Consider the following 21,996-nt stretch of genomic DNA (forward strand, 5'->3'; position numbering starts at 1 on the left):
CGGAGTAACCGGGATACTTGCCGTCATGCTGAACTCCGCACTGCGTAGCCGGGCTGAGTACGCGGAACTCGGGGCCGAAGGACTGGCCGCGCGTACCACGCCCGAGCGGGACGCGGCGATCGTCAAGGCCGTCGAGGAGTTGCTCGAGGACCGCGAGTCGGTGCTCGACCTGTGCTGTGGCTACGGCCGGGTCGCGCTGCCGCTGCGCCGGGCCGGCAAGACCGTGCGCGCCCTCGACATCTCCCCGAACCTGATCGAGGCCGGCCGGGCGCAGGCGGCCGAGGAGGAACTGTCGATCGACTGGGCGATCGGCTCGATGACCGATCTGCCGTACAAGTGGGACTCGTTCGACGCGGTGATCTGCCTGTGGACGGCGTTCCACGAACTGTTCGGCGAGGAGGAGCAACTGTCGACGATCTGTGAGATCTCCCGGGTGCTGAAGCCGGGCGGGATCGCGATCATCGAGGGCCCGGCCTGGGGGCCGGCGACGGCGGGCGAGATCGCCAACGGGATGCGCCAGGGCCCCGAGCACCGGATCGTCACCACCGAGCACTTCGGTACCAGCAGCGTGCACTTCATCCACGACGAGATGAGCTACGGCCGGCTCTGTGCGGCCGCCGGAATCGAGAACTTCAAGGTCTACAAACGGGACTGGGGTGGCCGTCGCCGGCTCATCCTGGAGATCCGCCAACCGGCAACTGACTGACTCGTCAGGTAATCCGTTGTCCCTTGCAGGCAAGGGAAAACAAAGAAGCAGATCCCCACTCCACACTGGGGATCTGCTCCTTTCTATTCCGAGTGTAAATCGAGCTCCGGCGATTCCGGAAAACTCAGCTTTTCGATTCAAGATTCAGCAGAAAACGCTTCGCGTCGAGTCCGCCGGCGTATCCGGTCAGCGCACCGCTCGCGCCGATCACCCGGTGGCACGGCAGGACGACGCACACCGGGTTCGCGCCCAGCGCCGTACCGACCGCACGGGCCGCCTTCGGCTTGTGGATCTCCCCCGCGACCCGCCCGTACGTCGTCGTTGCGCCGTAGCTGGTGTGTAGCGGCAGATCGGTCAGCACGAGCCGCTGGAACGGCGTCGCCAGTGCGAGGTCCACCTCCAGCTCGAACTCGTGCCGGCGTCCGTCCAGATACTCGTCGAGCTGCCGTCGTACGTCGTCCAGTGCGCGGGGCTGCCGCAGGACGCGCGGGGACACCGCGCGGGCCAGGCGGTTCGTCATGGTCTCCTCGTCGCCGAAGGAGCTGGCCACCACGCGGCCGTTCGCGATCGCGAGCAGCAGGGTGCCGATCGGGGTGTCGTGCAGGGTGTAGGCGACGTCGGCGTCCGGGAGGACGGGTGGTTTCAGGTCTGGGGTGGCGAACCGGGTCAGCCGGCTCTCGAGGTCGTTCATGCGTTCACTCCGAGTTTGCTGCGCAAGGCCGCGAGTGCGTCGCTGACGAGCCGGCGCGATGCGGCGGGCGTGGTGTCGAGGGCGGCGGCCACGCCGTGGTGGTCCAGGTCGCCGACATATTTGAGCGTGATGGCGAAGCGCTGGCGTTCGGGCAGTTCGTTGACCGCCTGCCAGAGGTCGGGATCCGGCCAGTCGGCGGCATCGGGGCCTTCGACCGCGACCGGCGGCGCTTCGTCCAAAGGTCTTTGTGGTTTGCGCGCCCGGTGCAGGTCGGTCGCGCAGCGGGCGGTGATGGTCAGGAGCCAGCTGCGCAGGTTCTTCGCCGACGTCAGGCCGGGGTAGGCGGCGAACGCCTTCTCCCACGCGCGCTGGGCCACGTCGTCGCCGTCCACCGGTCCTGCCAGGGCTCGCGCCAGCCGTGCCACGTCTCGCCAGTGCTCGTCGACAAGCGCCTGGAACGGTGGCAGCACGACCTTCTCCGGAGCCATCACGACAGTAGAACGCATCCCGCCCCCCGAATGTGAGGGACACCGGTCCCCGTGGGTTGTCATTCCCACCGCCGCCTGTGAGTCGGCGTACTGAGGGGGCCGCCGTCGAGTCGTGAATCGTGGTTGGGTCTCGGGCGATCTGCCGACCTGGATCCACGACTCGGTGCGCGCTCTTCCGTTGGGGTGGTCCGGATTCCGAGATTGTCGAGTAGTCCAGTAGACATTGGTGAGAAGATGGCTGACATGACGACGACCTTGCTGACCCGCCGTCGCGTCATCGATCTGCTCCGGACGGCGAGCGCCACCTGTCGGTGACCCCCGCCCCCGTTGTCCCGGCGGTGCTCCCGCCGTACGAGGCCTCCTGATCCGCCTCCCACACTCCGCCCGGCCGGGCCGCTTCCTGCTGCCCGCTCCCGGTCGCCGCTGTCCCGCCTCCGAGGGAGAGACATGTCTGTTCCTGCCTTGAACCGTCCTGCCCTGTCTGTGGTTCCCGACCGCACCGAGGAGCGGATCGTCGACGCCGACGTCTACCGCTCCGTCTTCCGCCGCCACGCCGCCGGTGTCGTGGTGATCACCGCGGACGCCGGCCACGGTCCGGCCGGGTTCACCGCCACCTCACTGGTGTCGGTCAGCCTGCTGCCGCCGCTGGTCTCGTTCGCGATCGCGACCACCGCGTCCAGCTGGCCGACCGTCAGCACCGCCGGCAGCGTGGTGATCAACTTCCTGTCCGCCGAACAGCACGCCATCGCCGGCCGGTTCGCCACCAGCGGCATCGACCGCTTCGGCGAGCCGACCCGCTGGTCGCGGCTGCACACCGGCGAGCCGGTCCTCGACGAGGCGCCGAGCTACCTGCGCGCCCAGGTCGAGCACCGCTTCGCCGTCGGCGACCACTGCCTGGTCGTCGCCCGTCTCGCGACCCACACCGAACGACGTGAGCACGAGCCGCTGCTCTACCACGACGGCCGCTACGTCACCGCCACTCCGAACCCGAAGGCCCACCATGCCTAGAACCCACAAGTACGCCGTACTCGCCGCAGCCCTGGTCACCTTGCTGGCGGGCTGCGGTGGAGCCGCGAAGGCCGGTGGCGCGGCGCTCTCGCTGGACGCCGCGCTGCCGACGACCGTTCCGGACGGCGCCAAGATCGTCGTCGGCGATCCGGCCACCGAGGTGGCGCTGAAGCTGTCCGGTCAGTTCGACAAGGTGTCGAAGTACGTCCAGTTCGCCAATCTGAGCGGCGGTCCGCAGACCACCGAGGCGTTCCGGGCGCACGCGCTCGACCTCGGCTCGGTCGCGGAGATCCCACCGATCCACGCCACCTGGACCGGGCTGCACGTGAAGATCGTCGCGTCGAAGTTCCGGCAGGACCCGCTCGATCACCCGATCTACCAGCTGGGCGTCGCACCTGGCGTGACCGTGAAGACGCTCGCCGACCTGCGCGGGAAGAAGGTTGCCTACAGCCCCGGTCAGGCGCAGGGCGCGCTGGTGCTGAAGGTGCTGAAGAAGGCCGGGCTGACCAAGGAGGACGTGAAGCTGGTCGAGCTGCCCAGCACGGGTGACGTGTACTCCAACGCCCTGTCCGCGAAGCAGGTCGACGTCGCCCCGATCGGCGGCGTACAGATCAAGCGCTACCTGGCCAAGTACGGCAAGGACGGTGCGAGCACGATCCCGCACGGACTGCGCGACGACGCCGGGCATCTGTACGTGCTGACCGAGTCGCTGGAGGACCCGGGCAAGGCGGCCGCGATCCGTGCGTACGTCGCCGCCTGGGGCGTGGCCCAGCAGTGGATCGACACGCACCCGAAGGAATGGATCCAGGGGTACTACGTGAAGGACCAGGGCCTGACCGAGTCCGACGGCCAGTGGCTGGTCGACAACGCCGGCCACCCGGACATCAGCGCTGACTGGAGCGGTGCGATCGAACGGCAGCAGGAGACCATCGACCTGCTCGCCAAGGAGACCGGCAACCCGGTGATCCAGGCCAAGGACCTGTACGACCTGCGCTTCCAGACCGTGGCGGCGGACGCGATCAAGGCGGGGGTGGCCAAATGAGCGCCACGACGCTGCCCGGTCTGCGCACCGCCGAGCAGGCCACTCCCGTCGTACGGCGCCGTCGGCTCGGACCGGGCAAGCCGATCAGGTTCGGCGCCGCTCTCGGACCGCTGCTGCTCCTCGTGCTGTGGAGCATCGGGTCGGCCACCGGCTGGCTCGACCAGCGAGTGCTGTCGGCGCCGTGGACCGTGGTCACCACGGCCGGCGACCTGATCGCCGACGGTCGACTGCAGTCGAACCTGTGGACCTCTACTCAGCGAGCCTTCATCGGTCTCGGCCTCGGGATCGTGCTCGGCGTCGCCCTCGCACTGCTGTCCGGACTGTCGCGCGTCGGCGAGGCGCTGCTCGACGGGCCGATCCAGATCAAGCGGGCGATCCCGTCGCTGGCCCTGCTGCCGCTGCTGATCCTCTGGCTCGGCATCGGTGAGTCGATGAAGATCGTCACCATCCTGCTCGGGGTGTTCGTGCCGATCTACATCCACACCCACAACGGCCTGCGCACGATCGACAGCCGGTACGTCGAACTCGCGCAGACCGTCGGGTTGTCGCAGTGGGACTTCATCCGCCGCGTCGTCCTGCCGGGCGCGCTGCCCGGATTCCTGCTCGGCCTGCGGTTCGCCGTGACCGGCGCCTGGCTGTCGCTGGTCGTGGTCGAGCAGATCAACTCCACCAGCGGTATCGGCTACATGATGGAACTGGCCCGGACGTACGGACAGACCGACATCATCATCGTCGGCCTGGTCCTGTACGGCGTCCTCGGCCTGCTGTCCGACGGCGCCGTCCGCCTGATCCAGAGGAGGGCCCTCTCATGGCGCCGCACACTGGCCTCCTGACCGCGGCGGTCCAGGTCCGGGGTCTGGTCCGCCGATACGACGAACGCGCCGTCCTCGACGGGGTGGATCTGGATATCGCTCCGGGTGAGTTCGTTGCCCTGCTGGGAAAGAGCGGATCCGGGAAGAGCACGTTGCTGCGGGCATTGGCCGGATTGGACTCCGATGTCGCCGGGACCGGGGAGCTCGTCGTACCGGCTCAGGTGTCGGTGGTCTTCCAGGACTCGCGACTGTTGCCGTGGGCAAGAGTCTTGGACAACGTCGTACTCGGGCTGAACGGTGCCGGTGACCGCGGCCGGCAGAGTCTCGAGGAGGTCGGGCTGGCGGGGCGCGAGAACGCCTGGCCGAACGAGTTGTCCGGTGGTGAGCAGCAGCGGGTCGCCTTGGCGCGGTCGCTGGTGCGCGAGCCGGAACTGCTGCTGGCGGACGAGCCGTTCGGAGCGCTGGATGCGCTGACTCGGCTGAAGATGCACGCCTTGCTGCGCAAGCTGTGCGCGGCACACCAGCCGGCTGTCCTGCTGGTCACCCACGACGTCGACGAGGCGATCGTGCTGGCCGACCGGGTGATCGTGCTCGACCAGGGCCGGCTGGTGGCCGAGGAACAGATCGAACTGGCCGCGCCGCGCAGCTCGGCCGATCCAGGATTCGCCGCGGTCCGGGCGCGGCTTCTCGACGCTTTGGGGGTTTCGTTGTGAGTAGGCAGTTGCATTTGAACGCGTTCCTGATGAGTACCGGGCACCATGAGGCCTCGTGGCGGCTGCCAGAGAGCAATCCGTTCGCGAACACGTCGGTGCAGCACTATCAGGAGTTGGCGCGGATCGCCGAACGCGGTCGCTTCGACTCGGTGTTCTTCGCCGATTCGCCGGTGCTGATCGGAGATGTCGGCCGGCGGCCCGCCGGGTCGCTGGAGCCGACCGTGTTGCTGACCGCGCTTGCCGCGGTGACGTCTCGGATCGGGCTGATCGCCACGGCGTCGACGACGTACAACGAGCCGTTCAACCTCGCGCGGCGGTTCGCCAGCGTCGACCACGTGAGCGGAGGGCGCGCGGGCTGGAACGTCGTGACGACGGCCGGTCCGGAGGCGGCGCTGAACTTCAATCTCGCGCAGCAGCCGGCGCACGCCGAGCGGTACGAGCGGGCGGCGGAGTTCCTCGAGGTCGCCTACAAGCTGTGGGACTCGTGGCGGGACGACGCCGCGATCGCGGACAAGGAGGAGGGCGTCTGGGCGGTGAACGACCGGGTGGTGCCGATCGACCACGTCGGGCGGTACTTCCAGGTCCGCGGCCCGCTCAACCTGCCGCGGTCTCCGCAAGGGCGTCCATTGATCGTGCAGGCCGGGTCGTCCGAGGACGGCAAGGGACTGGCGGCGCGGTACGCCGAAGCGGTGTTCACCGCACAGCAGACCCTGGAGGACGCGCAGGCGTTCTACCAGGATCTGAAGGCGCGGACGGCGGCGCTGGGGCGTGACCCGTCGACGATCAAGATCCTGCCCGGGATCGTCCCGGTGATCGGCGGCACGATCGAGGAGGCGCAGCGGCTGGAACGCCAGCTGGACGAGCTGATCCGGCCGGAGTACGCGCGGGCCCAGTTGGCGAAGACGCTGCGGGTGGCGCCGGAGGACCTGCCGCTCGACCGGCAACTCCCGGCCGACCTGCCGGACGAGGACGAGATCGAGGGGGCGAAGAGCCGCTACACGCTGATCGTCACCCTGGCCCGCCGCGAGAAGCTGACCGTTCGCGAACTGATCGGCCGGCTCGGTGGCGGGCGTGGTCACCGGACCTTCACCGGTACGCCGGACCAGGTCGCGGACGCGATCCAGCACTGGTTCGAGGCGGGCGCCGCCGACGGTTTCAACATCATGCCGCCGGTCCTTCCGTCCGGGCTCGGCACGTTCGTGGACGAGGTCATCCCGATCCTGCAGGCCCGGGACCTCTTCCGCACCGACTACACCGGCACGACCCTGCGCGAGCACTACGGCCTGGCCCGTCCCGCCTCGTTGCAGGAGGCAGCGGTCTGAATCAGGTGCCGGGCCCTCCAGGTGGCGGGCCCGGCGCCGTCAGTCGACCCGGACGACGAGCTTCCCGACCGCCTTGCCGTCCTGCATGATCCGGTGCGCCGCGCCGATCTCGTCCATCCTGAAGACCCGGTCGATCCTGATCGGGAGCTTGCCCTCGGCCACCAGGTCGACGTACCGCTGGAACGTCTCCGCCGGCAGGTCGGTGCTCTCGCCGCCGTACGCGGTCAGCCGGACGCCGTTGGGCAGATAGCCGATCGGGTAGAAATCCGGGATCGTCCAGTGGTCGCTCAGCATTCCGGTGAAACAGACCGTGCCGTGGACGGCGGTCGCCTTCAGGGTGTCCGGCAGGACATTCGTGCCGACGAGTTCGAGGGCCGCATTCACGCCGTCCGGCAGGATTTCCCGGACCTTCTCCGCAACGTTGCCATCATCAACGATCGGGTGATCCACCCCGAGATCCCGCAGTACGGCGGTCCGCTCCGGACTCCGCGTGGTCGAGAAGACCGTCAGCCCGTGCTCCTTGGCCAGTACGGCCGCGGCCACCCCGACCGACGACGTACCTCCCCTGATCAGCACGGTCTGACCGGGCTCGATCGCGAGGCCGGTGTGCAGCGAGCCGTGCGCGGTCTGCAGCATCTCCGGCAGCGCCCCGAGGGTGGCCCAGTCGAGCCCGGTGCGCACCGGGATGACGCAGGCCGCCGGTACGACGGTGTACTCGGCGTACCCGCCGTCGAACTCGCGGCCCATCCCGCCCATCATCGCGACCACCTGCTGCCCCGGCGCGAACTCGCCGCCCGGGGCCGCGTCGACCGTCCCGGTGGCCTCGATGCCCGGGATCACGGGGAACCGGGCGTTCGTCGCCAGCCCGGCTCGCAGGTGGTACTCCGACCGGTTCAGCCCGAACGCCTCCACCTTGATCCGGACCCACCCGGGCTCGGGGTCGGGGACCGGGACCCGTCGTACCCGCAGGTCCTCCGGCTCGCCCGGTCCGTCCAGCACGATCGCCCGCATCTCCATGCCGGTCATCCTCTCCTGAGGGTCCGACAGAGCCGGGCCGGTGAATGCGGTGGTTAACAAGAAACCGTTTTCCAACGCACCGGCGAGCCTGCGTGACTTGTTCTCCGAACGGCGTGACAGAGTTTGTTCTATGGCGAAACGCCCCAGGGTGGTAGCTCATCGTGGCGCGAGTGATGTCAGTCCCGAGCACACGCTGGCGGCGTACCGCCGAGCGGTCGCGGCGGGAGCCGACGGACTCGAGTGCGACGTCAGGCTCACCGCCGACGGACATCTGGTCTGCGTCCACGACCGCCGGATCGAACGCACCTCCAACGGCCGCGGCGTGCTCTCGACGATGAGCCTCGAGGAGCTCGAGTCGTTCGACTGGGGGTCCTGGAAGAACCCGTGGGCGGACCTCGACGAGGACGCCGACCTTCCGGACCCGGACCTGCGCAAGGTCCTCACCCTGGACGCGCTGCTGTCCGCCGTCCGGGACGCGGGCCGGCCGGTCGAGCTGGCGATCGAGACCAAGCACCCGACCCGGTACGCCGGCCTGGTCGAACGCCGGCTGATCGAGGCGCTCGACCGCTACGGCTGGGCGCACCCGAAGGTGGGTACGGAGTCCCCGGTCCGCGTGATGAGCTTCTCCTGGCTGTCGCTGCGCCGGATGCGCACGATGGCCCCCGGCCTGCGCACCGTGCTGCTGATGGACCGCGTCCCGCTCCGGTTCCGCGACGGCTCATTGCCGACCGGAGTCTCGTACGCCGGTCCCAGCCTGGAGATCGTCACCGCCCACCCGGAGTACGTCGACCGGGCCCACAAGCACGGCCACCAGGTCCACGTCTGGACGGTGAACGCCGACCAGGACGTCCGCCACTGCCGCGACATCGGCGTCGACGCGATCATCACCGACCGACCGGAAGCCGCCCTCAAGACCCTCGCGGAGCCCCCGGCCGCATCGGTCCCCACTGTGACATATCCGCCGCGCCGCCGCGGCCGCCGTCACACCTAGTCGGTCGGGATGTGGGACGTGCCACTTCGGGTTGAAGTGACTGGTGCGGATACGTAGTGGGGTGAATGCGGCCCGTTATTGCAACGTTCAATTCTGTCGATTTCGTCTCGGTTTCCTGGCAAAACCTGTGATCTTCGCCGGGGGAATGTAACGGAATGCGTGCGGGTGTTTTCCGGAGCCGGAAGCTGGGCAGATGTTCGTATGGCTGTTCCGATGAACGAGGAGACCCTGCTTGTCCTCTGCGACCCTGCCTGCCGACGTTAGCGTCGTGGACGTCGTACTGCCGCATGAAGTGTCCGCGGTAGCGGATGCCCGTCGCCGTCTGGCCGCCTACCTGAAGCGGTACCGGATCACCGTGACCGCGTCCGACGACGCGCAGCTGGTGCTGTCCGAACTGCTCTCCAACGCCATCCGGTACGCGCCGCCGCTGCCGGCCGGTGAGGTGCGCGCGGCCTGGTGGATCGACAGGTCAGGGATCCACGTCGAGGTCACCGACGGTCGCGGCGACACCGAACCGCAGCGCATCAGTGACACCCATCCGGAATCGATCGGCGGCCGGGGTCTGGCCATTGTCGACATGCTCACCTCGACGTGGGACGTCCGGACCGCCGCCACCCACCGCACCGTCCACGCCATCATCCCGAACTGAGCCGGCGCCCCGGACTGAGCTGGTTGGCCGCGGGGTGCGCTGGGCTGCAAGACTGCGCCCATGGGAAAGAAGTCGCGGCAGCGCACGAAGAACACGACGACCGTCACGCTGGACCCGGCCGATCTGGTCGATGTCGGGCCGCGGGAGCCCTGCCCGTGTGGTTCGGGCAAGCGGTTCAAGCAGTGCCACGGCCGTGAGCGAGCCCAGGCCGCGGACACCTTCGTGGTGCGGCCGTTCGAGGGCCTGCCGGCCGAGTGCGACCTGATCGCCTTCCGCGAGATCGTCCCCTCGGGTACGGCGGAGGTCGAGCTGACCGGTGAGCACGCCGGCACGGTGGTCAACCTCGTCACCCTGCTGCCGATGGCGATGCCGGGCCTGGTCCGCGACGACGAGTCGATCTGGATCGGCCTGCAGACGCACGCGTCGTCGGGCGACCCGAGCCGCGACCTCGGCCACGCGATCACCGCCGCCCTGAACACCGAACCGGGCAACCCGATCCAGCTCGGCGACCTGATGAAGGACGGTCCCCGGCTGCAGGACCTGATCGACACCTCGAAGCCGATCGAGGTGAAGGTGCACGAGGGGTTCGACTACTGGGTCGGCGAGAACGTCGAGGACCCGACCGGCGAGGTCGCCGCGGGTCTGGAGCGCGCCAACGCGGCCGCGGCCCCGACGGTGCGGCTGGAGTCGGTCGACGCGGCGTACTGGACGCAGATCGGCGACCGGCGGTACCTGCGCTGGGTGATGCCGCACAGCGAGGACACCCTGCTCAACGCTCTGGCGCGGCTGCACGCGGCCGGCTCGTCGGCGCTGATCGAGGGGAGCCGCCTGATCGGCTCGTTCCGGGCTCTGGGCGTCCTGGCGCCGGTCTGGGAGCTCCCGGCGGACGCCGACGCGGCCGATGTCGAGAAGCCGGCGGCCGAGTTCGCCACGGCGCTCGAGAAGGCGCTCGCCACCGAGGCTCCGCTCACAACCGAGGAACGAGCCGCACGGGCCGGTCTGGCCAGCCGTCAGCTCACCATCCGCTGACATGCGAAACGCCCGGGTGCACCGCACCCGGGCGTTCGGCTGGAGAACGTGGACGGCCCAAGTCCTGCTGACGGGGGAGCAACAGGGCCTGGGCCTAGGCATGAAGAGTACTCAGATCGGTCGTCCGCCACAAGCCCCGATTTCACTGCGCGTGTCGTAGGGCTTACTTGACCGGTGCGCGCAGTACCGGACACGACATGCAGCGGGGTCCGCCGCGGCCGGAGCCGAGCTCGGACCCGGAGATCCGGATGACGTCGATCCCCGACTCCTCGAGGCGCGCGTTCGTCTCCACCGTCCGTTCGTAGGCGATGCAGACCCGCGGCGCCAGCGCGAGGGTGTTGTTGCCGTCGTCCCACTGCTCGCGTTCGGCGGTGACCGGGTCCAGACCGGTGTCGATCCGGCGCAGGGTGTCGATGCCCAGCGCCTTCGCCGCGGCCACCAGGAACGGCTCCGGCTCGGCGACGTGCAGCTGGTCGCCGTCGGTGGTCACCGCGAGCGCACGCATCTCCTCGGCCATGTTCGGATACATCAGCACCGCGTCGACGTCGACCATCGTGCACACGGTGTCGAGGTGCATCGTGGCTCGCTGCTGCGCGATCGGCACTGCGAGCACGGTGTGGGCCAGGTCCTTGGCGAACACCCGTCGGGCCAGCCGCTCGACACCGGCGGGCGTCGTACGCTCACCGACTCCGACGGCCAGGACGCCGGGACCGAGCGCCAGGACGTCACCGCCCTCGACGTGCTCGAGCTGGTGGTCGTACACCTTGTCGGCGCCGGTGAAGCGCGGGTGGAAGCCGTAGATCAGCTCGGTCAGCTGCGTCTCGCGCATCCGGGCCGGCATCGCCAGCGAGGTGACCGCGACCGAGTCCCGGATCCAGACGCTGGAGTCGCGCGTGAAGAGCAGGTTCGGCAGCGGGTCGATCAGGAAGTCCTCGTGCGCCAGCAGGGAGGTCACCAGCCCGCCGGCCCGGACCTCGTCGTTGCGTACGCCGGCCATCAGGGCCTCCGCGAGCCGGGCCGGATCGAGGTCGGCGAGCGAGGAGCGCAGGTAGTCACGCAGGGTGTCGCCCAGCCTGAGGTCCTCGGTGGTGCCCGTCACCGCGCGGGCGCGGGCGTCCGGGTCGCCGAGCGCCTCGGTGAGCAGCTCGCCGAGGTACAGCACCTCGACGTCGCGGTCCCGCAGCGCCTGGGCGAAGGCGTCGTGCTCCTCCTGAGCCCGGCCGACCCAGGGGATGCCGTCGAACAGCAGCTTGTCGTTGTTGCGTGGGGTCAGCCGGCGGAGTTCGTTCCCCGGGCGGTGCAGCATCACCGTCCGCAGCGGACCGACCTCACTGTCGACGCCGTACGCCCTGCCGGCTCCCTGCGCCTCGGTCATGGGCCTCCCCTTTCGTCGGTCGTTCCAACCAAGCTACGGCAGCCAGGCCCCGAGTGGGGACGCCGTTCCAATCTGTCAGATTGTCCGACAATATCCCCGGATCGCCAAGTCGTACGAAAGAACGAGATATCCACAGCAGCCGGACTCTGACGAGGTCGATCGGCTGCGGAGGAACTAGGCTGCGGTGCTGTGTCCGGTCATGACCTTCCTTCCGAGCCGTTCGAGCGTGCCGTCGCCTGTGTGATCCCGGCGAAGGACGAAGCGGACCGGATCGCGGCCACCGTGGACGCGGTGCACAAGATCATCGGGGTGGACCTGGTCGTGGTCGTGGACGACGGCTCGGCGGACGGTACGGCGGTAGCCGCCGAGCGCGCCGGAGCAGTCGTCGTACGGCACGACCGGAACCGGGGGAAGGCGGCGGCGATGGAGACCGGGGCGGCGGCGGTCGCGGCGCGTGACGGGGCCCGGCCCCGGCACCTGCTGTTCCTGGACGCCGACCTGACCGACTCCGCGACCGCGGCGGCGCCGCTGATCGAGCCGGTGCAGAACGGTACGGCGGACATGACCATCGGCACCCTGCCGGCGCAGGTCCGGGCCGACGGGTCCAAGGCCGGCGGGCACGGGTTCGTCGTACGGCTGGCTCGTGCCGGCGTCGAGGAGGCGACCGGCTGGGCGCCGGAGCAGCCGCTGTCGGGGCAGCGGTGCCTGACCCGGGCCGCCTTCGACTCCGCGGTCCCGCTGGCCGCCGGGTTCGGCGTCGAGACCGCGCTCAGCATCGACCTCGGCCGCAAGGGGTTCCGCATCGTGGAGGTCCCGATCGAGGTCCGGCACCGGGCCACCGGGACCGACCTGCGCGGCCAGCTGCACCGCGCGAAGCAGTACCTGCACGTCCGTCGCGCCCTGGCCGCGCGTAGCGCCCTGCCCGCCGACGGAGGCGGTCCGTCGCTCCGCAGCCTGTTCCCGCGGAAGTCGGGGCAATGAGCAAGCCAGACGTCACCCCGGACACCGTTGACGCGACGATCGACCAGAAGCTGGGCAACCGCTACGGCCGCTGGTCCGTTGCCCTCTACCTCGCCTGTACGGCGCTGATCGTCGGCGCCGGCCTGCTCGGTCCCTCCGTGGTCGTGCTGACACTGACGAACCGGCACGCGTGGCTCCCGTCGTACTGGTGGGACACGAAGCCGAACGACTGGCTCGTCACGCTGATGATCTACGTCGCCATCCTCCTCGGCGGGTACGGCGTCTTCCTCGCCACCAAGGCCCTGAAGAACGGCTGGGCCCCACGGGTCGACCGATTGATTGCCCTAGGCATCGGTACGACGGCGGCCATCACCCTGGTCCCGCCGATGGCCTCGGGCGACGTGCTGATCTACGCGGCGTACGGGCGGATCATGTCGCTCGGCGGCGACCCGTACACGACGGCGCCGGCGGACACGATCCGGCTCGGGTACGACCCGGTGATCGCGGCGACCGAGCGGCCCTGGCAGGGCGCGAAGAGTGTGTACGGCCCGATCGCGACCTGGGTCCAGTGGCTGTCGTCGCTGATCGGTGGCGACTCGATGCAGCTGACGGTGTGGATGCTGCAGTTGTCGGTCGCGATCAGCCTGGTCGTCACCGGACTGCTGCTGGTCAAGCTGGTCGGCCCCAACCTGCCGAACCGGCGCCGCGTGATCATGCTCGGCCTGGCCAACCCGCTGATCCTGTGGACCGTCCTGGCGGGTGCGCACAACGACGCGATCGCGGTGATGTTCGCGGTGATCGCGCTGGTGCTGTTCCGGCGCCACATCTTCTGGGCCGGCATCATGATCGGCGTCGCCGGCTGCACCAAGCTGTCCATCGGCCTGGTCGGTGTGGCGATGCTGTGGGCGCTGCACAACGACCGGCGCAAGGCCGCGATCTTCTGCGGTGGTGGCGCACTCGCGATGGGCGGCCTGTACGCGTTCGTCGGCCTGCAGGCGTTCCAGCAGGCGCGCTCGCAGACGTCGTTCATCTCCACCGGTACGCCGCACAAGGTGCTGCTGAGCTTCTTCACGCTGTTCCTGCCGAACGGACTGGTGCGGACGGTTCTGGCGATCCTTGCCTGGGTCGGCCTGATCGTGGTCGCGATCCTGCTGACACAGGTGTTCCCGAAGTCACTGGTCCCACAGACCCACCCGGACGACCCGACGCCGGCCGCCATCCGGTACACGGCGATCTACGCGATCGCGTGGATCCTGACCGCGATGTACTCGTTGCCCTGGTACGACCTGATCGCCTGGGTCGCGCTGGCGGCGATCGCCGCGTCGAAGGTCGACGGGCTGATGGTGGTCCGGACGACGATGCTCGCGATCGCCTACGTGCCCGGGCGTGATCCGAACGCGCGGCAGGTGGCGGCGAGCCTCTCCGACTCCCTGGAGTGGTTCAGCGCACGGCTGCGGGACACGATCTGCCCGGCGATCGAGCTGGCGGTGCTGGTCGGCCTGATCATCTGGGCCCGCCGTGGCGGGGCGCAGTGGTGGCCGTACGACTGGCCGCGCCGCAAGTCGAAGTCCGTGCCGCAGCAAACCACTAGTCTCCCTGGATGAAGAAACTGGTGGGGGCGGGCGTCTTCGTACGCCGCGAGCCGAACGACTACGTGGAACAGTTGCGGACCTCGGCCATGTCCGTGGGCACCTACTCGATCCCGGCCGGCGGCTTGGACGACCAGGCGCCGCACCACGAGGACGAGATCTACGTCGTCACGACCGGCCGGGCGACCCTGGTGACACCGGGCGGGACCGAGGCGGTCGGTCCCGGCGACGTGCTGTTCGTGCCGGCCGGGGAGGAGCACCGGTTCACCGACGTGACCGAGGATCTGGCCCTGCTGGTGTTCTTCGCCCCTCCCTACAGCGGTCGCTGAGCCTCAGCTCCAGAGGTCGTGGCCGGCCGCGATCGCCTTGGCCAGCACGGTTTTGACAGGCTTCTTGAGATTCGACGCGGCGGCGGCCACGTCCTCGTACTCCGGCTGGACGTTGACCACCTGCCCGCCGTACCGGGCGATCTTGACGCGGATGCGCTGGCCGTCGACGTCCACGCTGGCGAACTCGCGGTCTGCCGCGTGCTTGCGGATCGCGAACTCGCGTAGCCCGATCGCCGAGGTCTCGGCCAGGATCACGGAGCGGACCACTTCGGCGTTCGCGCTGCCGACCAGGACCGACAGGGTGTGCGCCGGACGGCCCTTCTTCATCAGGATCGGGGTCAGCCACGCGTCGGCCGCGCCGGCCTCCATCAGCCGGGCGAGCACCTGCGGCCAGATCCGCGGGTCCAGGTCGTCGACGTTCGTCTCATAGACGAGTTCGGTGGACTGGCCGTCGATCGCCTCACCCACCACCACGCGGACGAGGTTCGGTACTTCGACCGGGTCGCGGCCGCCCGCGCCCACGCCGGTCTGCTCGATCCGCATCGCCGGCAACAGCCCGAACTCGTCCGCGAGTGACGCCAGCAGCGCCGCGCCGGTCGGCGTCGTCATCTCGTACGGCGCTGTCCCGCCGATCACCGGTGCGTCGGCCTCGGACAACAGGTGGAGCACCGCCGGACCCGGAATCGGGATGCCGCCGTGTTGCCCGCGCGCCTGCCGCCCACCGCCGAGCGCGATCGTCGACACCACCACGCGATCGATCTCGAGGGAGACCGAAGCCGCCGCGACGCCGACGATGTCCGCGATCGCGTCCAACGCCCCGACCTCGTGGAAGTGCACCTCATCGGGAGTCACCCCGTGCGCTGCCGCCTCGGCCCGGGCGAGTCGGGCAAACGTGTCCAACGCCCGATCCCGAACCGCCCCATCGAGCGCGGCCTCCTGAAGCATCCGTCGCACCTCCGCCCAAGGCCGAGTGTGCTGATGTCCCTCACCAGCCGGCTCCTCGTGGCCGTGGCCGTGGCCGTGGCCATGTCCGTGGCCGGCCGGGGTGTTCTCTGGGTGGGGTGTGCCGTCGACGCGGACAGTGGCTTTGGCGGCGGCTATCTGGTGGCGGGCGGTGCGTTCGAGCGTCACCGAGAGGGACGGGTCCACCGCGGCGACCGCGGTGTTGACCACGCCGAGGTCGGCGCCGGCATCCAGGAACGCTCCTAGGAGCATGTCGCCGGACGCGCCGGCCGAGCAGTCGATCCAGGCAATCCTCACGACTGCTCCTTCGCTTCGCGCGGAGCCGCACGCCGCGCCACTCGGGCCGCGAACACACCGGCCCCGAAACCGTTGTCGATGTTCACCACGGACACACCGGGCGCACACGAGTTCAGCATCGCCAGCAACGCCGCCACCCCACCGAAGGAGGCGCCGTACCCGACCGACGTCGGTACGGCGACCAGCGGTACGCCGACGAGTCCGCCGACGACACTGGCCAGCGCGCCCTCCATGCCGGCCACCACCACCAGGCAGTCGGCCGCGTCGAGCCGTTCCCGAACACCCATCACGCGGTGCAGCCCGGCCACACCGACGTCGGTGATGAGGTCGACCTCGGCCCCGAACACCCGGGCCGTCGTTGCCGCCTCGGCCGCCACCGGCGCATCCGACGTACCCGCCGACACCACCGCCACGGTGCCGCGCAGGACGGGCGGCGTACCGAGGACCGCCGTACGGCCGACCGGGTCGACCACCGCGGACGGATGCGCCGCGGCGACCGCCGCCTGGGCTTCCTCGCTCAGCCGGGTCGCGAGTACGGCGTGATCCGGGTGGGTCTCGTGCAGCGTCCGCAGCAGTTCCACTATCTGGGCAGGCGTCTTGCCGGCTCCGTAGACCACCTCGGCGTCGCCGGTGCGTTCCAGCCGGTCGGTGTCGAGCCGTGCGTATCCGAGGTCGTGGACGCCCGGTTGTGGACCTTGATCAGGCAAATGTGTCACGCCGTGAATCTACGTGGCGCCCGGCCGTGGTACCTCGTCCGGTCCACCGATGAGCCCACGCCACGCACTCTCCGCAACCGCCTGAGTACTCAGACATACCGCCCGATGCCTTAGGCTCTCGTGCGTGTCTTCGACGTTAGCCGGTGCTATCGGGATCGCCGCCCTGTTCGTGGCGGTGCTCGCCCTGGTGTTCGCCATCCAGGCCCTCCGAACGCAGTCCGGTACGTCCAGATCGTCCAAGCTGCCCGCCACACCGGCCCCGGAGGCCGAACCTCAGCCGCAGCAGCCGGAGGCCAAGCAGGGCACGGTCCGGTCCGAGCTCAAGAAGCTGGGCAAGGAGCTCGAGGTGACCCGTGGGGAGCTGCGGGAGACGCTGCAGCACCTCGCCGTGGTCCGGTACGACGCGTTCGGCGACACCGGCGGCAAGCTGTCCTGGTCGATGGCGTTGCTCGACGACCAGGGCGACGGCGTCGTACTGACGTCGATCAACAGCCGGGCGGACGCGCGGACGTACGCCAAGGAGATCAAGGCGTTCGCGAGCGAGGCGAAGCTGTCGCCGGAAGAGGAAGAAGCGATCGACACCCTCCGCAAGGAATCCGGCCCCACCGTCGAGGACTAGGTTCCCACGCCCACCCACCCCAGCGCCGCCCCCTCCCTCCCCTCCCTTCTGGTGGGCTGACCCATCACCCTGTGGGTTGGCCAACCGCACGCCGGTGGCCAACCCACACTCTCGTGGGTCAACCCACCGCGCGGGGGCGGCGGGGCGGGGTGCGTGGCGCGTCAGCGGCGTTTCGGGACGCGGGCGAGCAGTGCGCCGGGCTCGATCTCGGCGGTCAGGGACCGGCCGGGGCCGATCGGATCGCCGTCCAACTGCCGCTCAACGTCGACCGCCGCGGTGATCTCCACCTTCCGCCCGGTGAACCGCTCCAGGTACATGTCCGTCCGGTTCGTCCGCGTCATCAGCCGCCAGAGCACGATCGGCCACTGCGTCACCCGCCGCGGCGCGATCACCACCACATCGAGCAGGCCGTCGTCCGGCCGGGCGTCCGGGAGCAACGGGATGTTCGCCTGCAGCATTCCGACGTTCCCGATCACCACCGTGCGCACCCGCCGCTCGATCGGCTCCTCGTCGTCGAGCGTGAGCTGCACCCGCACCGACGGGTGGTTGATGTTCTTCGCCGCCGACACCAGGTACGCCGTCCAGCCGATCTGTGCCTTCAGATGCGGCGGTGCACCGGAGATGATCGCCGCGTCCAGCCCGAGCCCGGCCATCACCGCGAACCGGTCGGTGTCGAGTTCGTCACCATGGACCTTGACCAGATCGATCCGCCGCTCGCGGCCTTCCAGGATCCGCTCCAGCGCGTCGTCCAGGTCGAGCGGGATGTGCAGGTTCCGGGCCAGCAGGTTGCCGGTGCCGGCCGGGATCACCCCGACCGGTATGCCGGTGTACGCCAGCGCGGCGCAGACCACCCGGACCGTCCCGTCGCCGCCGGCCACCAGAACCAGGTCCGACTCGTTCTCGATCGCCCGCTTGGCCATCGCGTTGCCGGCGTCGTCCACCCGCGTCTCCAGCCATAGCGGGTCGTCGAACCCGCGGACCGCCAGCGCCCGGGTCACCTTTCGGCGGAACGCCACCCCGTCGCCGACCTTGATCGGGTTCACGATCACGGCGGCCCGCGGCGGGGTCGTCGTACCGTCGCTGTCCGACGGGGTACGACGCCTGCGTCGCCGGAGCCCCGGCCGCAGCCCGAAGCCGATCGAGGTGGCGGTCAGGATCGCCAGGCCGAGTGCCCAGCCGCCCAGGATGTCCGACACGAACTGCACGTTCAGCGCGATCCGATCCGCGGACGCGATCCACACCACCGCGATGACCGGCAGCAGCACCAGCAGGCGGAACCGTCGCCGCCACCCGCGCACCGAGGGCAGGACGACGCCGAGCGCGCCGGCCATCACGAACGCGGCGGTCGCGTGACCGGACACGTACGAGAAGCCCCCGGCGTCGGCCAGCATCGGCATCGGCCGGGGCCGCTCGACCAGCGCCTTGAACACCTGGACCAGCACCAGTTCGGCGACGGCGGAGGTCAGCAGCCAGACCGTGAGCAGGCGAGCCCGGCGGTGCCAGAGGTACGCCGCCACGACCACGAGCACTGCCCGCGAGGTCCACGGCAGAACCACCGCGCCGACCACCTGCCAGACGTCGACCATGCTCTCGTGGGCGGCGCCGTACGCGGCGGCCCGGGCGGCGGTGGACTCGTCCCAGCGCAGCAGTGGCGGCCAGTCACCGGCCACGAGCAGGGTGATCACGATGAACGGGAGCGCACCCAGGACAACCGTCAGCGCACGGCCGACGGGAGTGGGTGGATGGTGGCTCATGACCCGCTCAAATCCCCCTCGATGATCACGTGTTGCCACCACATCATCCCGAATAGACTTCGCCGGTTCTGACACGCCCCGATACCCTCGTCGTGTGATTGACGCGAAACTGCTCCGTGAGAACCCCGATATCGTGCGCGCGGCCCTGACCAAGCGCGGTGAGAGTACGGACCTGGTCGACCAGATTCTGGTCGCCGACAGTGAGCGTCGATCGTCCATCTCCGCCTTCGAGGCGCTCCGGGCCGAGCAGAAGGGCCTCGGCAAGCAGGTCGCCCAGGCCAAGGGAGACGAGCGGGCCGCGCTGCTGGAGCGCACCAAGACGCTGGCCGCCGAGGTGAAGGCGAACGAGGCCGCCGCGAACGAGGCCGGGAACCGCTTCGACGAGCTCGCCCGCGCCCTGCCGAACCTGGTCTCCGACGAGGCCCCGGTCGGCGGCGAGGACGACTTCGTCGTGGTCGAGGAGGTCGGCAAGCCGCGCGACTTCGCCGCCGAGGGCTTCGAGCCCCGCGACCACCTCGAGCTGGGCGAGTTGCTCGGCGCGATCGACATGGAACGCGGCGCGAAGATCTCCGGTTCGCGGTTCTACTTCCTCAAGGGCGCCGGCATGCTGCTCCAGCTCGGCATGCTGCAGCTGGCGATCCAGCAGGCGGTCGAGGCCGGCTTCACCCCGATGATCACGCCGACGCTGGTCAAGCCCGAGGTGATGGGCGGCACCGGCTACCTGTCGGCGCACGACGACGTCTACCGCCTCGACGACCCCGAGCTCTACCTGACCGGTACGTCGGAGGTCGCGCTGGCCGGCTACCACATGGACGAGATCCTCGACCTGTCCGACGGCCCGAAGCGGTACGCCGGCTGGTCGTCGTGCTACCGCAAGGAAGCCGGGTCGCACGGGAAGGACACCCGCGGGATCATCCGTGTCCACCAGTTCGACAAGGTCGAGATGTTCTCCTACTGCAGCCTGGACGAAGCCGCCGACGAGCACCAGCGGCTGCTCGGCTGGGAGAAGGAGATGCTCGACAAGATGGAGCTGAGCTACCGGGTGATCGACACCGCGACCGGTGACCTCGGCGTCTCGGCGTACCGGAAGTTCGACTGCGAGGCGTGGGTGCCGACGCAGGGCCGGTACCGCGAGGTGACCTCGACGTCGAACTGCACCGACTTCCAGGCCCGCCGGCTGAACATCCGGCACCGCGACGCCGACGGCAAGACGCAGCCGGTCGCGACGCTGAACGGGACGCTGGCCACCACCCGCTGGATCGTCGCCATTCTGGAGACGCACCAGCTGGCCGACGGCTCGGTCCGGGTGCCGACCGCCCTGCGCCCGTTCCTGGGCGGCCGCGAGGTCCTCGAACCGGTTGGCAGATGACCAACGGCCCGCGGCCCGTGGCCGCCGCGCCGACAGTAGTTGCCCTGGACATCGATGGCACGTTGATCGACCACGACGAACAGTTGTCCGAGGCGGTCGTGGACGCGGTCCGGCGGACGGCCGCCCAGGTTCCGGTGATCCTGGCGACCGGCCGGGCCTGGTCGACCACCCGGCCGGTGGCGGAGCGGTTCGGCCTGCCTACCGGCGGATTCGTTGTCTGTAGCAACGGTGCGCGCACACTCCAGTACCCGGACGGCCGCGTGGTGGACGAGCGGACGTTCGACCCGACGACGGTGATCGCATCGGTGCGCAAGTACGCGCCGAACGCCCGGATGGCGGTCGAGGAGCACGACGGCAGCTACCTGGTCACCGCGCCGTTCCCGGACGGCGACCTCGGGGTCGGCGCGAAGATCCGGGTGGTCGGAGCCGATGAGCTGGCGCCGGAACCCGTGACCCGGTTGATCATCCGCGACCCGGAGCAGTCCGAGGCGGACTTCGTCCAGCTCGCCGAACGGCTCGGTCTGCACGGCGTCAGCTACTTCGTCGGCTGGACCGCGTGGCTCGACATCGCGCCGGAAGGCGTGGACAAGTCGACCGGGCTGAAGGTGGCGCTGGCGCAGCTTGGGCTGGAGCCGGACGGCCTGCTCGCGATCGGCGACGGACGCAACGACATCGAGATGCTGACGTACGCCGGCCGCGGGATCGCGATGGGGTCGGCGCCGGACGAGGTGAAGGTGGCCGCCGACGAGGTGACGAAGTCGGTGCAGGACGACGGCGTCGCGGCGATCCTCAACCGCTGGTTCTGAGCCTTTCGACCAGCATCGAAAGGCTTGACAAGCTCAACTTGCTGTCAGCAACCGAAAGGCCCGGAAACCCTGTGCACACAGGGTTTCCGGGCCTTCGCGTTCAGTGTCCGATCGTCCGCTGGCGGGCCGAAGACCGGATCAGGCGACTCGGCTACCGCCGGTCCGGCGCGGCTGGAGCTGCTGGTCGACCACCGTGTCGAAGGCGTCGAGCACGGCGCTGACCTGCGGGCGCGGGCGCGGCGTCTTGGCGGCCGGGCTCTGGCCGCGGCGAGCGCGGCGCAGGTGGCGCTTGACCGTCGACAGCGAGCATCCCAGTCGCATGGCCAGGGACTCCAGGCTGTCGTTGGGGTACTGCGTACGCAGCCGCAGCACCTCTTCGTGGCTGACCGGCCGGCGGGTGCCGCGGGCCCCGGCGAGCTGGTCGAAGTCGTCGGCCTGCACCTCGACGTCGAGCAGGTTCCGCATCGAACGGCGTTGTGCGGCAGTGGTTCCGGCGACGAAACCGCTCACATCGTGTTCGGCAACTGCGCTGTACAAGCAGTCGGTGAACAGTGGGCACGAGGCACAGAGGGTCTTGGCCTCGCGGACGAGCTGTTCGTACCGCTCGCGGGTGCGGCGGGTGGCGGATGCGGGCGGCGGCTCTTCCATCAAGCGGTGCTGGAAGATGTCCGACCGGGCGATGCATCCGGTCGTTGCCCCTTCCGTGGTGGAAGATATGTCCACAGCCGCTCGGGCGCTAGTGCCCCCCCGG

The 21,996-nt window shown here is 69.6% G+C and carries 23 protein-coding genes; 15 read left to right on the top strand and 8 right to left on the bottom strand.

The window, feature by feature from the left end:
• The first annotated feature begins 25 nt into the window (after positions 1-25).
• Complete coding sequence (locus tag ACGFH6_RS21440; protein ID WP_393386363.1) at positions 26-706, top strand: class I SAM-dependent methyltransferase; 681 nt, start codon at positions 26-28, stop codon at positions 704-706.
• Between the two features lie 124 nt (positions 707-830).
• Here the strand turns inward: ACGFH6_RS21440 and ACGFH6_RS21445 are convergent, their stop codons facing one another.
• Both ACGFH6_RS21445 and ACGFH6_RS21450 read right to left on the bottom strand, forming a co-directional pair.
• Entirely contained in the window at positions 831-1,397 is a 567-nt protein-coding gene (locus ACGFH6_RS21445; RefSeq protein ID WP_393386366.1) for a methylated-DNA--[protein]-cysteine S-methyltransferase, read from the bottom strand.
• Positions 1,394-1,903 (bottom strand): RNA polymerase sigma factor, encoded by a 510-nt coding sequence (locus tag ACGFH6_RS21450; protein ID WP_393386369.1) that lies wholly within the window; start codon positions 1,901-1,903, stop codon positions 1,394-1,396. Before ACGFH6_RS21450 ends, ACGFH6_RS21445 begins: the two co-directional genes overlap by 4 nt.
• A gap of 429 nt (positions 1,904-2,332) precedes the next feature.
• Here ACGFH6_RS21450 and ACGFH6_RS21455 point away from each other — a divergent pair, with 429 nt between their 5' ends.
• The 5 genes from ACGFH6_RS21455 to ACGFH6_RS21475 are packed head-to-tail and all read left to right on the top strand — an operon-like array spanning position 2,333 to position 6,782.
• Entirely contained in the window at positions 2,333-2,893 is a 561-nt protein-coding gene (locus ACGFH6_RS21455) for a flavin reductase family protein (protein ID WP_393386372.1), read from the top strand.
• Complete coding sequence (locus ACGFH6_RS21460; protein ID WP_393386374.1) at positions 2,886-3,935, top strand: ABC transporter substrate-binding protein; 1,050 nt, start codon at positions 2,886-2,888, stop codon at positions 3,933-3,935. The genes ACGFH6_RS21455 and ACGFH6_RS21460 overlap by 8 nt, the downstream gene beginning before the upstream one ends.
• On the top strand, positions 3,932-4,768 hold the full coding sequence (locus ACGFH6_RS21465) for an ABC transporter permease (RefSeq protein WP_393386377.1): 837 nt from the start codon (positions 3,932-3,934) through the stop codon (positions 4,766-4,768). Before ACGFH6_RS21460 ends, ACGFH6_RS21465 begins: the two co-directional genes overlap by 4 nt.
• Complete coding sequence (locus tag ACGFH6_RS21470) at positions 4,744-5,460, top strand: ABC transporter ATP-binding protein (protein WP_393386379.1); 717 nt, start codon at positions 4,744-4,746, stop codon at positions 5,458-5,460. Before ACGFH6_RS21465 ends, ACGFH6_RS21470 begins: the two co-directional genes overlap by 25 nt.
• Complete coding sequence (locus ACGFH6_RS21475; RefSeq protein ID WP_393386382.1) at positions 5,457-6,782, top strand: LLM class flavin-dependent oxidoreductase; 1,326 nt, start codon at positions 5,457-5,459, stop codon at positions 6,780-6,782. The genes ACGFH6_RS21470 and ACGFH6_RS21475 overlap by 4 nt, the downstream gene beginning before the upstream one ends.
• Before the next feature lie 39 nt (positions 6,783-6,821).
• On the opposite strand, the gene ACGFH6_RS21480 is transcribed toward ACGFH6_RS21475, so the two are convergent.
• The gene (locus ACGFH6_RS21480) at positions 6,822-7,799 is read right to left on the bottom strand and encodes a zinc-binding alcohol dehydrogenase family protein (protein ID WP_393386385.1); all 978 of its coding nucleotides are present in this window, start codon (positions 7,797-7,799) and stop codon (positions 6,822-6,824) included.
• Positions 7,800-7,929: 130 nt separating this feature from the next.
• On the opposite strand from ACGFH6_RS21480, the gene ACGFH6_RS21485 reads away from it, so the two are divergent.
• The 3 genes from ACGFH6_RS21485 to ACGFH6_RS21495 all read left to right on the top strand — a co-directional run bounded on the left by ACGFH6_RS21485 (position 7,930) and on the right by ACGFH6_RS21495 (position 10,468).
• On the top strand, positions 7,930-8,790 hold the full coding sequence (locus tag ACGFH6_RS21485; RefSeq protein ID WP_393386388.1) for a glycerophosphodiester phosphodiesterase: 861 nt from the start codon (positions 7,930-7,932) through the stop codon (positions 8,788-8,790).
• Between the two features lie 232 nt (positions 8,791-9,022).
• Positions 9,023-9,439, top strand: coding sequence for an ATP-binding protein (locus tag ACGFH6_RS21490; RefSeq protein ID WP_393386391.1), 417 nt, complete (start codon positions 9,023-9,025; stop codon positions 9,437-9,439).
• A gap of 60 nt (positions 9,440-9,499) precedes the next feature.
• A complete protein-coding gene (locus tag ACGFH6_RS21495; protein ID WP_393386395.1) occupies positions 9,500-10,468 on the top strand; it encodes a DUF5926 family protein in 969 nt (322 codons plus the stop codon).
• Between the two features lie 163 nt (positions 10,469-10,631).
• On the opposite strand, the gene ACGFH6_RS21500 is transcribed toward ACGFH6_RS21495, so the two are convergent.
• Positions 10,632-11,843, bottom strand: a complete 1,212-nt coding sequence (locus ACGFH6_RS21500; protein WP_393386397.1) for an arginine deiminase — start codon at positions 11,841-11,843, stop codon at positions 10,632-10,634.
• 189 nt (positions 11,844-12,032) lie between these two features.
• On the opposite strand from ACGFH6_RS21500, the gene ACGFH6_RS21505 reads away from it, so the two are divergent.
• From ACGFH6_RS21505 to ACGFH6_RS21515, 3 genes are read left to right on the top strand one after another with little or no spacing between them, the layout of a single operon-like run.
• Entirely contained in the window at positions 12,033-12,824 is a 792-nt protein-coding gene (locus ACGFH6_RS21505) for a glycosyltransferase family 2 protein (RefSeq protein WP_393386400.1), read from the top strand.
• Positions 12,821-14,407: a DUF2029 domain-containing protein gene (locus tag ACGFH6_RS21510; protein WP_393386403.1), complete on the top strand. Its 1,587-nt coding sequence runs from the start codon at positions 12,821-12,823 to the stop codon at positions 14,405-14,407. The genes ACGFH6_RS21505 and ACGFH6_RS21510 overlap by 4 nt, the downstream gene beginning before the upstream one ends.
• Positions 14,404-14,721 (top strand): cupin domain-containing protein, encoded by a 318-nt coding sequence (locus ACGFH6_RS21515; protein WP_393386406.1) that lies wholly within the window; start codon positions 14,404-14,406, stop codon positions 14,719-14,721. The genes ACGFH6_RS21510 and ACGFH6_RS21515 overlap by 4 nt, the downstream gene beginning before the upstream one ends.
• A gap of 3 nt (positions 14,722-14,724) precedes the next feature.
• Here the strand turns inward: ACGFH6_RS21515 and larC are convergent, their stop codons facing one another.
• Entirely contained in the window at positions 14,725-15,981 is a 1,257-nt protein-coding gene (gene larC, locus ACGFH6_RS21520; protein WP_393386408.1) for a nickel pincer cofactor biosynthesis protein LarC, read from the bottom strand.
• Positions 15,978-16,697, bottom strand: coding sequence for a nickel pincer cofactor biosynthesis protein LarB (larB, locus tag ACGFH6_RS21525; protein ID WP_393386410.1), 720 nt, complete (start codon positions 16,695-16,697; stop codon positions 15,978-15,980). The genes larC and larB overlap by 4 nt, the downstream gene beginning before the upstream one ends.
• 124 nt (positions 16,698-16,821) lie before the next feature.
• On the opposite strand from larB, the gene ACGFH6_RS21530 reads away from it, so the two are divergent.
• The gene (locus ACGFH6_RS21530; RefSeq protein ID WP_393386413.1) at positions 16,822-17,316 is read left to right on the top strand and encodes a DUF4446 family protein; all 495 of its coding nucleotides are present in this window, start codon (positions 16,822-16,824) and stop codon (positions 17,314-17,316) included.
• Between the two features lie 161 nt (positions 17,317-17,477).
• Here the strand turns inward: ACGFH6_RS21530 and ACGFH6_RS21535 are convergent, their stop codons facing one another.
• Positions 17,478-19,070 (bottom strand): diacylglycerol kinase family protein, encoded by a 1,593-nt coding sequence (locus ACGFH6_RS21535; protein WP_393386416.1) that lies wholly within the window; start codon positions 19,068-19,070, stop codon positions 17,478-17,480.
• A 94-nt stretch (positions 19,071-19,164) separates the two neighbouring features.
• Here ACGFH6_RS21535 and serS point away from each other — a divergent pair, with 94 nt between their 5' ends.
• Together serS and ACGFH6_RS21545 are read left to right on the top strand one after the other, a co-directional pair.
• Positions 19,165-20,439 carry a serine--tRNA ligase gene (serS, locus tag ACGFH6_RS21540; protein WP_393386419.1) on the top strand — a complete coding sequence of 425 codons (1,275 nt, stop codon included), beginning with the start codon at positions 19,165-19,167 and terminating at the stop codon, positions 20,437-20,439.
• Positions 20,436-21,245, top strand: a complete 810-nt coding sequence (locus tag ACGFH6_RS21545) for an HAD family hydrolase (RefSeq protein ID WP_393386422.1) — start codon at positions 20,436-20,438, stop codon at positions 21,243-21,245. The genes serS and ACGFH6_RS21545 overlap by 4 nt, the downstream gene beginning before the upstream one ends.
• 138 nt (positions 21,246-21,383) lie before the next feature.
• On the opposite strand, the gene ACGFH6_RS21550 is transcribed toward ACGFH6_RS21545, so the two are convergent.
• The gene (locus ACGFH6_RS21550; protein WP_393386424.1) at positions 21,384-21,893 is read right to left on the bottom strand and encodes a WhiB family transcriptional regulator; all 510 of its coding nucleotides are present in this window, start codon (positions 21,891-21,893) and stop codon (positions 21,384-21,386) included.
• Between the last annotated feature and the right edge of the window lie 103 nt (positions 21,894-21,996).

The sequence above is a fragment of the Kribbella sp. NPDC049227 genome (assembly GCF_043197265.1).
Taxonomy (GTDB): domain Bacteria; phylum Actinomycetota; class Actinomycetes; order Propionibacteriales; family Kribbellaceae; genus Kribbella.

Bases quoted from the DNA above. Each gene is read 5' to 3' on its own strand.
- ACGFH6_RS21440 (WP_393386363.1), top strand. From the start codon at position 26: ATGCTGAACTCCGCACTGCGTAGCCGGGCTGAGTACGCGGAACTCGGG.
- ACGFH6_RS21445 (WP_393386366.1), bottom strand. From the start codon at position 1,397: ATGAACGACCTCGAGAGCCGGCTGACCCGGTTCGCCACCCCAGACCTG.
- ACGFH6_RS21450 (WP_393386369.1), bottom strand. From the start codon at position 1,903: ATGCGTTCTACTGTCGTGATGGCTCCGGAGAAGGTCGTGCTGCCACCG.
- ACGFH6_RS21455 (WP_393386372.1), top strand. From the start codon at position 2,333: ATGTCTGTTCCTGCCTTGAACCGTCCTGCCCTGTCTGTGGTTCCCGAC.
- ACGFH6_RS21460 (WP_393386374.1), top strand. From the start codon at position 2,886: ATGCCTAGAACCCACAAGTACGCCGTACTCGCCGCAGCCCTGGTCACC.
- ACGFH6_RS21465 (WP_393386377.1), top strand. From the start codon at position 3,932: ATGAGCGCCACGACGCTGCCCGGTCTGCGCACCGCCGAGCAGGCCACT.
- ACGFH6_RS21470 (WP_393386379.1), top strand. From the start codon at position 4,744: ATGGCGCCGCACACTGGCCTCCTGACCGCGGCGGTCCAGGTCCGGGGT.
- ACGFH6_RS21480 (WP_393386385.1), bottom strand. From the start codon at position 7,799: ATGGAGATGCGGGCGATCGTGCTGGACGGACCGGGCGAGCCGGAGGAC.
- ACGFH6_RS21485 (WP_393386388.1), top strand. From the start codon at position 7,930: ATGGCGAAACGCCCCAGGGTGGTAGCTCATCGTGGCGCGAGTGATGTC.
- ACGFH6_RS21495 (WP_393386395.1), top strand. From the start codon at position 9,500: ATGGGAAAGAAGTCGCGGCAGCGCACGAAGAACACGACGACCGTCACG.
- ACGFH6_RS21500 (WP_393386397.1), bottom strand. From the start codon at position 11,843: ATGACCGAGGCGCAGGGAGCCGGCAGGGCGTACGGCGTCGACAGTGAG.
- ACGFH6_RS21510 (WP_393386403.1), top strand. From the start codon at position 12,821: ATGAGCAAGCCAGACGTCACCCCGGACACCGTTGACGCGACGATCGAC.
- ACGFH6_RS21515 (WP_393386406.1), top strand. From the start codon at position 14,404: ATGAAGAAACTGGTGGGGGCGGGCGTCTTCGTACGCCGCGAGCCGAAC.
- ACGFH6_RS21535 (WP_393386416.1), bottom strand. From the start codon at position 19,070: ATGAGCCACCATCCACCCACTCCCGTCGGCCGTGCGCTGACGGTTGTC.
- ACGFH6_RS21545 (WP_393386422.1), top strand. From the start codon at position 20,436: ATGACCAACGGCCCGCGGCCCGTGGCCGCCGCGCCGACAGTAGTTGCC.
- ACGFH6_RS21550 (WP_393386424.1), bottom strand. From the start codon at position 21,893: ATGGAAGAGCCGCCGCCCGCATCCGCCACCCGCCGCACCCGCGAGCGG.